At 62.2% G+C, this 9,955-nt stretch carries 7 protein-coding genes; 4 read left to right on the top strand and 3 right to left on the bottom strand.

Annotated elements, in window-relative coordinates:
- Positions 1 to 888: 888 nt before the first annotated feature.
- Positions 889 to 1,524 carry a cutinase family protein gene (locus tag VGH54_RS11620; RefSeq protein WP_331512140.1) on the bottom strand — a complete coding sequence of 212 codons (636 nt, stop codon included), beginning with the start codon at positions 1,522 to 1,524 and terminating at the stop codon, positions 889 to 891.
- 38 nt (positions 1,525 to 1,562) lie between these two features.
- Positions 1,563 to 2,417 (bottom strand): phytanoyl-CoA dioxygenase family protein, encoded by an 855-nt coding sequence (locus tag VGH54_RS11615; RefSeq protein WP_331512139.1) that lies wholly within the window; start codon positions 2,415 to 2,417, stop codon positions 1,563 to 1,565.
- Between the two features lie 96 nt (positions 2,418 to 2,513).
- Here VGH54_RS11615 and VGH54_RS11610 point away from each other — a divergent pair, with 96 nt between their 5' ends.
- The 4 genes from VGH54_RS11610 (at position 2,514) to VGH54_RS11595 (ending at position 6,904) form a co-directional block, all read left to right on the top strand.
- Complete coding sequence (locus VGH54_RS11610; protein ID WP_331512138.1) at positions 2,514 to 2,903, top strand: PPOX class F420-dependent oxidoreductase; 390 nt, start codon at positions 2,514 to 2,516, stop codon at positions 2,901 to 2,903.
- 53 nt (positions 2,904 to 2,956) lie between these two features.
- Positions 2,957 to 3,451: a DUF5078 domain-containing protein gene (locus VGH54_RS11605; protein WP_331512137.1), complete on the top strand. Its 495-nt coding sequence runs from the start codon at positions 2,957 to 2,959 to the stop codon at positions 3,449 to 3,451.
- A gap of 106 nt (positions 3,452 to 3,557) precedes the next feature.
- Positions 3,558 to 3,980 carry an MmpS family protein gene (locus tag VGH54_RS11600; protein ID WP_331512142.1) on the top strand — a complete coding sequence of 141 codons (423 nt, stop codon included), beginning with the start codon at positions 3,558 to 3,560 and terminating at the stop codon, positions 3,978 to 3,980.
- Entirely contained in the window at positions 3,977 to 6,904 is a 2,928-nt protein-coding gene (locus tag VGH54_RS11595; RefSeq protein WP_331512136.1) for an RND family transporter, read from the top strand. Before VGH54_RS11600 ends, VGH54_RS11595 begins: the two co-directional genes overlap by 4 nt.
- A gap of 76 nt (positions 6,905 to 6,980) precedes the next feature.
- Here the strand turns inward: VGH54_RS11595 and VGH54_RS11590 are convergent, their stop codons facing one another.
- Positions 6,981 to 9,911 carry an MMPL family transporter gene (locus tag VGH54_RS11590; protein ID WP_331512135.1) on the bottom strand — a complete coding sequence of 977 codons (2,931 nt, stop codon included), beginning with the start codon at positions 9,909 to 9,911 and terminating at the stop codon, positions 6,981 to 6,983.
- Positions 9,912 to 9,955: the final 44 nt, after the last annotated feature.

Genomic DNA, 9,955 nt, shown 5'->3' with positions numbered 1-9,955 from the left:
CAGTAGTGATGGTCGCGGCACTCCAGCGTAAGCAGAGCGGCGATGTTGTCGCCTGACTCAGACTCGGCCATTTGGCCCTCCTTACGGGATCCCCGCCCACGCTACGGCCGTTAGGTGAACACGTCGCGGTAAGCACCGCGCCCCCGCGCAAGTCGCTAGCGGCCGGGCATGGACGCCGCCCGGCCTCCGATAGATCCCAGCGCGGTTAGGCGAAAAGCGACCTTCTGGCCGCCCCGAGGAGAGAACGGGGCGGCTACCTGTGGTCGGCCTCCCACGCCTCCGCCTGCCTCTTAGCAGCTTCTTCGGAAGGGAAGGGCGACGCCAGACTGGTTATCTGGCCGTCGACTTCCAGGGCGAGCCACCAGCCTTCTTTGAGTGCTCCGATCAGATACTCCCGGTTATCGCTCCAGGCATGCTCGATAGGACTCAACGAGGCCGCGATAGAGCCTGTCTCTTTCGTGACGACTAGCGACCAACGGCCTTCGGTAAGCCCGGTCCACGTCAACGCCTGTAGCGGGGGCGCCGGTTTTATCCCAGGCGGTGGCCTGTTGCCTTCCGGACCTGGAGATTGAGTCATGTCGATCATTAAACGCCGCCGCCGTCACACAGGTCCGGGCGGTCAGAGGATCGCGTTTGAAATGGCACCCTTTCACTGTTGACAGCAAAAAGGTATCGGGCCGCCCGAGAGAGCCAATCAACGGAGACGGCAAGGCGGCAAGAACCCTCGGAATGGGCGCGAAAATTCGCCCGATAACACGGAGTACAACGCCACCGAGAAACCTGTGTTTTGCCTAGTAAGAACAACGCTCAACGGCTCGGCACCCCGAAGATGCTGGGCGAGCCGAAACGTGTTCAGCCGAGCAAAGATACCGACCGGGAGAAGTAGCGCTAGAGCTTCTGTGCTACGAACGTCGCGGCCTGGTTGGTCGCATCGGGGACATAGCCAAGGTGGGCGATGATGGTGCCGCCTTCGGCGCAGATGTTGTCGTTGGGGAGACAGATGTCGATGGCCTTCGGGCTGTAGCTGGGGTCGAGCGCCGGAATCTGGTTGTCCGCCAGTCCCTTTGCGTAGCTGCTCTGCGGGTTTCCGAACAGGGCAACGGCCGCAACGTGATTGGCGACCTGTGGGGACAGCTGATGGCTGGTCAGGTCGGCCACCCCGGCGCCCTGCGAATACCCGCCAATCACCACCTTCGTCTTCGGGCAGCTGGCGACGGTGCCCTGAACGTGGGCGACCTCGTCGACGGCGCCGGCCTTGGCGCTGTTGGCGTAATCGGTGGTCGACGGGTAGTTGACCGGATAGAGATTCACCGTCTTGCCGGGAAGTTGCGAGGTCAGTGAGTCGAAGAAGGCCTGGCCGGGCCCGCCGGGACCGACGGGCTCGCCGGTGCCGCGGGCGAACACCACTTCGGCGTCCGGGCATCCATCGGCTGCGGCGACAGGAACGCCGGCAGGAGCGGTGAGAACGGCCAAAACCATCAGTGACGCACCGGCAACGATGCGACCGACGTTGGGTCTAGTCATGACCCGAATGTTGCCATCCTTTTGCCGACGGCGGCGCGCTACTGGTCTTCCAGCAGCCTGAGCGGGTGTAGACCGTCGACCGCGCCGACGAACGGCGGATGGATGCTGTAGCCGAGCATGCGGCGGATGTCGTCGGACACAGTCCGCGCAGTCTCCCGCGACACCGACAGGGTGAAGGCCTCCATCGGCCGTAGCCAGGGTTGGCAGTACTGCGCGGTGACGGCCAGGCGGTCGGCGGTGCTGGAGTTGGCTCCGCCGCCGTGCCAGAGGGTCCCGACGAAGAACACACACGAGCCGGCTGGCATGACGACTGGCACCTCCTCGTCGTCCGGGCCTGGCCGCCGCTTGCCCCAGGTGTGGCTACGCGGGTAGAGGACGGTCGCGCCGTTGTCGACGGTGAAGTCATCGATCGCCCAGATCGTCGCGGCCGCTAACGGCTCGCGGGGACGGGGCACCGGGTAGAAGCCGTCATCGTGGTGGGCCAGCTGCGCGGCCTCGCCGGGTTGAATGTTGATGGCCTGCAACGCCGAGAGCAGGTAGTTGGGCATCAGCAGCCGATCGAGCACGGCCAGCACCCGCGGATGGTCGACAAGTGGATCGCAGACCCGCGTTCTGCTCAGCACGCTGTAAACCCGCTGAGTCTGCCGCCCCTCGAACGAGTTGCGTCCGGTGTGCCCGAGCCAGGGATTGACGACGTCGCGGATCTGCGCGCACTGCTCGGCGGTGAGCAGGTTCTCCCAGATGACGTAGCCGTCGCGGTCCAGCGCCGCCATATCGGCCTCGACCACAGCAGGGTCGACCGAGGTTCCTCCGCTGGGCGTCCACTTGTACCGCAGCGCCAGATCGCCGCGAAGGTCTTCCAGTGTTGTGTCGGACTCGTCGTGGGGGTTCATCTGCACTCGTCCTTGGCTATGACGACACAGTAGGCCGAGTCCGGATCGGCGTCACGCGTTCGGCGTGACCAGGGCCCCACCGTTATAAAGGGAGGTGTGCCTACCAGCTTTCACGACGTCATCAAGTCCAAGTACCTGCTCTTGACCACCTTTACCAAGGACGGTCGGCCCAAGCCGACCGCGATCTGGGGTGTGCCGGAGGGCGACAAGCTTCTGGTGATCACCGACGACGGTTCGTGGAAGACCAAGCGGATCAAAAACACTCCGCGGGTGACGATCGCCAAGAGCGGACCGTTGGGCAAGCCCAAGAGCGACGACGTCGAAGGCGTCGCCCGGGTGCTGCCGAAATCGGAGACCCGCCGGGTCTACAACGCGGTCCTCAAGCGGTACTGGTACCACGCCCCGTGGTTCTACGCGCACTCCGTCGTGCGGGGTGGAATCGACAAGGTTCACGTGGGCCTGGAGATCACGCCGGCGGTTGGTTAGCCAAGCTTCCCAGCCCCTGGGCGCAGCCTTTATCGGAGCGTTATAGTGATCGCATGCGTCTTTTTCGTCTGAGCCGTGCCGTCCGCGCCGGTCTCGCAGCGCTTGCGCTTTGTGTCGCCCCGATGTTCATCCCGCAGGCCGCCCACGCGGATCCGCTGGGTCCGTGTGACGGTTGTACATCCAACGACTCGACCGAGGACTTCCCGATCCCGAGGCGGATGATCTCGACGACGTGCGACGCCGAGCAAATCCTTGCCGCCGCGCGGGACTTCGAGCCGGTGTACTACCAGCGGTACATGATCGACTTCAACAACCACCCGAACGTTAATCAGGCCGCCATCGACAAGGCGCACTGGTTCTACTCGCTGTCGCCGGCCGACCGCAGGGGCTACTCCGCCAACTTCTACGCCCCGCAGGCCGATCCGCTGTGGCTGGCGTGGCCCAATCACATGAAGATCTTCTGGAACAACAAGGGCGTCGTCGCCAAGGAAACCGAGAACTGCCAGAACTACCCGCGCGGCGACATGTCGCTGTGGCACTGGTACTAGGCGTCAGCCCTGATCGGACTCGGCTGGTAGGCCGACGCACGTCGCGGTGATCAGCCGCCGCCGACCGGTAACGCGGCAATGGGTGAAGGGGATTTCGATTTTCAGGGTGCTGGAGCGGGCGTGGATCCCGCTCGTGATTGTGATCGTGATCAGCCTCGGGGGTTTCACGGTGTGGCGGATTCACGGCATTTTCGGCTCTGAAAAGCGCCCTGCTTATTCCGACAGCGCGACCGACGACAGTAAGCCTTTCAATCCCAAACGGATCACCTACGAGGTGTACGGCCCGCCGGGAAGCACAGCCGACATCAGTTATTTCGACACCAACGCCGATCCGCAGCACGTCGACGGCGCCACGCTGCCGTGGACGCTGAAGCTGACGACGAAGGCGGCGTCAGTCGTGGGAAACATTGTGGCGCAAGGCAACAGCAACACCCTGGGCTGCCGCATCATCGTCGACGACGTGGTTAAAGCCGAGCATGTCTCGCACGAGGTGAATGCCTTTACCTACTGCGTTCTCAAAGGCGCATGATCAACCGGCAGCCGAGCCCCGAGGGCGCCAGACCGCCGCGGCTCCCGAGGATGATCCACAAGTTTGCACCGCTCGTCATCCTGGCGTGGTTGGCGATTATCTTCCTGCTGAGCGTGGCCGTCCCGCCGCTGGATCAAGTCGCCGAGCAACGCCAGGTTTCCCTGAGCCCCAAAGACGCACCCTCGGTGCAGGCGATGGAGATCACCGGAAAGCTATTCAAGGAATCTGACTCCGACAACTTCGCGATGCTTGTCTTGGAAAGCGACAACAAACTCGGTGACGACGCCCACCATTACTACGACAGCATCATCAAACAACTGCGAGCCGATCCGGCGCACATCCAGCACGTGCAGGACTTCTGGGGAGATCCGCTCACAGCGCCGGGCGCGCAAAGCCCCGACGGCAAGGCCGTCTACGTCCAACTCAACCTCGCCGGCAACCAGGGCACCACCCTGGCCGAACAGTCGATTAAAGCCGTCCGGGACATCGTGAACCGAACACCCGCGCCCAAGGGTGTGACGACCTATGTGACCGGCCCCTCGGCGCTGGTGTCGGACATGCACCACAGCGGCGACAGCACCCTCGTCAAGATAACCATGGTGACCATGCTGGTGATTCTCACCATGCTGCTGCTGGTGTACCGCTCGGTGCGGACGGTGGTGTGCCTGCTACTCACGGTCTTCGTCGAATTGACCGCGGCCAGGGGGATAGTCGCGTTCCTCGGCTATCACCAGCTCATCGCGCTCTCCACCTTCGCCGTTAACCTGTTGGTATCGCTGGGAATTGCGGCGGGCACCGACTACGCCATCTTCTTCTTCGGCCGCTATCAAGAGGCACGCCAGCACGGCGAAGATCGTGAAACCGCCTTCTATACGACGTACCACGGCGTCGCTCACGTGGTGCTGGCGTCCGGCCTGACGATCGCCGGCGCCACCTTCTGCCTGAGCTTCTGCCGCATGCCGTACTTCCAAACCATCGGTGTGCCATGCGCAGTCGGTATGGTCGTCGCCGTCGCCGTCGCGACGACACTGGTTCCGGCCGTGATCGTGGTCGGCGGTCGGTTCGGATTGTTCGACCCCCGACGCAGGATCCAGACCCGAGGCTGGCGGCGGCTAGGCACCGCAATAGTGCGCTGGCCGCTGCCCATTCTCGCCGCGGCGTGCGGGGTAGCGCTGATCGGACTGCTGACGCTGCCGGGATACCAGACTAGTTACAACGATCGGCTGTACATACCGCACAACATTTCCGCCAACAAGGGATACGACGCAGCGGAGCGGCACTTCTCCCAGGCCCGTTTGATGCCGGAAGTCATGACGGTCGTGGCCGACCATGATTTGCGCGATCCGGCGGACTTCCTCGTTCTCGACAAGCTCGCCAAAGGCATCTTCCGCGTCCCGGGAATCTCACGCGTGCAAGCGATTACCCGCCCCGAGGGCACCGCGATGGAGCACACGTCTATTCCGTTCCAGCTCAGCATGCAGAACGCCGGGCAGGTACAGACGATGAAGTTCCAGAAGGCTCGCATGGACGACATGCTCAAGCAGGCCGATGAGCTCGAGGACACCATGAACCGGATGAGGCACATGTACGGCCTCATGATGCAACTCACCAACACCACGCACAAAATGGTCGGTGAGACAAAGGAAATGCAGGCAGTCACCGAGGAACTGCGCGATGACATCGCTAACTTCGAGGACACCTGGCGGCCAATGCGCAGCTACTTCTACTGGGAAAAGCACTGCTACGACATCCCGATCTGTTACTCGCTGCGATCCATCTTCGATGCCGTTGATGGTGTCGACGAGATCGACGACAAATTCCAGGTGCTGACAAAGGACTTCGATCAACTCGACTCGCTGATGCCGCAGCTGATCGTCGATTTCCCGCCGATGATCGACAGCATGGAGAACATGCGAACCATGATGCTGACCATGCACAGCACCATGTCCGGGATTTTCAATCAGATGGACGACATGAGCTCCAACGCGAATGCCATGGGTCACGCATTCGATCAAGCGAAGAATGATGACTCGTTCTACCTGCCGCCAGAAGTCTTCCAGAACAAGGACTTCAAGCGAGCGTTGAAGAACTTCTTTTCGCCGGACGGCAAGGCCGTGCGCTTGATCATCTCGCATCGGGGCGATCCGGCATCGCCGGAGGGCATCGCGCGAGTCGACTCGATCCGGCAGGCCGCCGAGGAGGCGCTCAAGGGAACTCCGATGGAGGATTCCAAGATCTACCTCGCCGGCACCGCGGCGACGTTCAAGGACTGGAAAGACGGGTCCAAGTACGACCTATTGATCGCCGGAATCGGTTCGCTCTGCCTGATTTTCATCATCATGCTGATCATCACCCGAAGCCTTGTCGCGGCCTTCGTGATCGTGGGCACCGTGGCGATTTCACTGGGTGCGTCCTTCGGCATGTCTGTACTGGTCTGGCAGTACTTCCTTGGCATCAAACTGCACTGGATGGTGCTGGCGATGTCGGTGATCGTCCTTCTAGCGGTCGGGTCCGACTACAACCTGTTGCTGGTATCCCGATTGAAAGAGGAAATCCACGCCGGGCTCAAGACGGGCATCATCCGAGCGATGGGCAGTACCGGCAAGGTCGTGACGTCGGCCGGTCTGGTGTTCGCGTTCACCATGGCGTCGATGGTGGTCAGTGACTTGCGCATCATCGGACAGGTGGGCACCACCATCGGTCTTGGTCTGTTGTTCGACACCCTGATCGTGCGGTCGTTCATGACGCCGTCCATCGCCGCACTACTCGGACGCTGGTTCTGGTGGCCGATCCCGGTCCGACCGCGGCCGGCCAGCACCATGCTCCGGCCGAGCGGGCCCCGCCCGGCGGTGCGGTCGCTGCTCGGTACGAGTTTCGGCGAGGGTCAGGACGCCCATACCACGCCGTTGCCGAAATCCACTTAGCGGCAGGGCTATTCAGGCATTGTGGCTGCCCAGCCAAGAAGCGCAGACCGCCGAATCAGCCTGCCGCACAAGGTAACTAGACCTTCTCCACGACTCCGGCTTCAGTTTCGTCTTCGATGTCACGGTGTATCAGCTCACGCACCGCGGGACGCGGTCCGTACGGCCGCAGCATGACACTGGCCGGGCGCGGACGCACATGCTGCGGCCACCAGAACCAGCGTCCGAGCAGGGTGGCCAGCGACGGCGTCATGAACGACCGCACGATCAGGGTGTCGAACAACAGACCCAGCGCGATCGTGGTACCTACCTGGGCCATCACCTTCAGCGGACTGAAGGCGAAGGTGGCCATGGTGGCAGCGAACACCAGACCGGCAGACGTCACCACCGAACCCGAGCCGGCGATCGCGCGAATCGTGCCTGTCTTGAGCCCGGCGTGAATCTCTTCTTTGAACCGGGAAATCAGCAGCAGGTTGTAGTCCGATCCGACCGCCAACAGCAGGATGATCGCCATCGCCAGCACCATCCAGTGCAGCTTAATCCCGAGGATGTATTGCCAGAGCAGCACGGAGAGTCCGAATGAGGCGCCCAGCGAGAGCAGAACGGTACCGACGATCACGAAGGCCGCCACAACGCTGCGGGTGATGACAAGCATGATGATGAAAATCAATGTGGCCGCGGCGATTCCGGCGATCAACAGGTCGATGTTGGAACCGTCGTGCATGTCCTTGTACGTCGCGGCGGTGCCGCCGAGGTAGACCTTGGCACCCTCCCATGGGGTGCCCTTGATCGCCTCGTGCACGGCCTGCTTGATCGGTTCGATGTGGCTGACGCCTTCGGGAGTAGCCGGGTCGCCTTCATGCGAGATGATCAACCGGACAGCATGACCGTCGGGCGACATGAACTGCTTGAGACCGCGCGCGAAATCCGGGCTCTTGAACGCCTCCGGCGGCAGATAGAACGTGTCGTCGTTCTTCGCTTTGTCGAACGCATCGCCCTGGGCGGTGGCGTTGTCGGACTGCGCTTTCGCCTGGTCGTTCAGCCCGTTCGTCGTCGCGTAGTTCGACATGATGGTGTCGAGGTTTGCTTGCTGGCTGGCGATTTGCGGTGGTATCAGCGCCACCAGCTTCGGCTGAATCTGGTCCAGCTTGTCCAGGTTCGCGCTGAGATTCTCGATGTTCTCGCTGACTTGGTCGATGCCGTCGAGAGCGTTGAAGATGGATCGCACCGCCCAGCACAGCGGTACGTCGTAACAGTGCTTCTCCCAATAGAAGCCGCTGCGAATCGGCCGGAAGAAATCATCGAAGTTTGCGATGTCGTCACGCAACGACTCGGTGATCTTCACGGTTTCTTTTGTGAGCTTGGTGGTTTCGTGCGTGGTGTTGCTGAGGTCCTGAGTGACCTGCATCTGCTCATGCAGAGTTGCCATCGTTTTCTGAAGCTCGGCTGCTTGCTTGAGCAGGTTCTTCGCCTGCTCCTCTTGGTAATGCTGGGTCTGGATCCGTCCCGCGGCTTGCGCGCCCATCTGAAAACCGAGGGTGCTGTGGTCGAGCGGCGTGCCCAGCGGCCTGGTGATCGTTTGCACGCGACCGATTCCCGGGATGTGGAAGACCGCTTTGGCAACCTTGTCGAGCACGATGAAGTCGGCCGAGTTACGCAAGTCGTGATCGGTCTCGATCATCAACAGTTCGGGGTTCAGCCGGGCCTGGTTGAAATGCCGGTCGGCGGCCGCGTAGCCCACGTTGGCCGGGGTCTCGGGCGGCAGGAAGTGACGGGTGTCGTAGTCCGTTTTGTAGCCGGGCAGGGCGAGCAGACCGACGAGGGCGACCGCGATCGTCATGGCGAGAATCGGTGCGGGCCAACGGACGATGGCGGTTCCGATGCGACGCCATCCCTGGGTTTGCAACTTTCGCTTCGGGTCCAGCAGCTTGAAGAACGAAGCCACTGTCAGCACCGCTGGGCCCAGGGTCAGCGCCGCGAAGACCGCGACCAGCATGCCGACCGCACAGGGCACGCCCAGTGACTGGAAGTATGGCAACCGGCAGAAGCTCAAGCAGTACATCGCGCCGGCGATGGTCAGCCCCGACCCCAGCACGACATGCGCGGTGCTGTGGAACATCGTGTAGAACGCTTCTTCACGCGTCTCACCAAGACCACGGGCCTCGTGGTAGCGGCCGACCACGAAGATCGCGTAGTCCGTTCCGGCGGCGATCGCCAACAACACCAGCATGTTGTTGGCGAACGTGGAAAGGCCCATGATTCCGTAGTTCCCCAGCGTCGCGACGACACCGCGGGCCGCTAACAATTCGACGAACACCATGAACAGCATGATCAGAACGGTGCTGACCGACCGATAGACGAGTAGCAGCATCACCAGAATCACCAGGAGGGTGATGAGGGTGACTTTTGCGACGCCCTTCTCGCCGGCGTGGGACTGATCGGCGATCAGCGGACCCGCCCCGGTGACGTAGGCCTTGATTCCCGGCGGCGCAGGCACCGAGTTCACGATCTTGCGCACGGCCTCGCTGGACTCGGTGGCCAGACCGCCGCCCATGTTGCCGGCGAGGTAGACCTGGACGTACGCGGCCTTTTGGTCGTGGCTCTGGGAGCCCGCGGCGGTCAGCGGATCACTCCAGAAATCTTGGATGTGCTGAACGTGTTTCTTGTCTTGCTCGAGTCGCTTGACGATCTCGTCGTAATAGCGGTGCGCTTCCGCCCCCAGCGGCTTGTCGCCCTCCAGGAGGACCATCGCCGAGGCGTCGGAATTGAACTCGTTGAATGTTTTTCCGACGCGCATCATCGACTGGAACGACACCGCGTCTTTGGGACTCTGCGACACCGAGTGGTTTTTGGAGACGACCTCCAGCTGTGGCGCGATGGTATTCGTTACGAACACAATGCCCAGCCAGATCAGGACGATCGGCAGCGCGAGCCGGTGGATCATCCGCGGCAGGAACGGCGGGATCAGCGGCTGGGAGACGCGCCGCGCAGCCTCGGTGGTCTCGCTCATGCGGACTTGTCCAGGCAATAGACGAACGCATTGACGTTTTCGTT

The sequence above is a fragment of the Mycobacterium sp. genome (assembly GCF_036488105.1).
In the GTDB taxonomy this organism is placed as follows: domain Bacteria; phylum Actinomycetota; class Actinomycetes; order Mycobacteriales; family Mycobacteriaceae; genus Mycobacterium.
This window is presented reverse-complemented; position numbering and strand designations above follow the sequence as displayed.

Coding starts and splice junctions, on each gene's coding strand:
- VGH54_RS11615 (WP_331512139.1), bottom strand. CDS start 2,417: ATGAACCCCCACGACGAGTCCGACACAACACTGGAAGACCTTCGCGGC.
- VGH54_RS11590 (WP_331512135.1), bottom strand. CDS start 9,911: ATGAGCGAGACCACCGAGGCTGCGCGGCGCGTCTCCCAGCCGCTGATC.
- VGH54_RS11620 (WP_331512140.1), bottom strand. CDS start 1,524: ATGACTAGACCCAACGTCGGTCGCATCGTTGCCGGTGCGTCACTGATG.
- VGH54_RS11605 (WP_331512137.1), top strand. CDS start 2,957: ATGCGTCTTTTTCGTCTGAGCCGTGCCGTCCGCGCCGGTCTCGCAGCG.
- VGH54_RS11595 (WP_331512136.1), top strand. CDS start 3,977: ATGATCAACCGGCAGCCGAGCCCCGAGGGCGCCAGACCGCCGCGGCTC.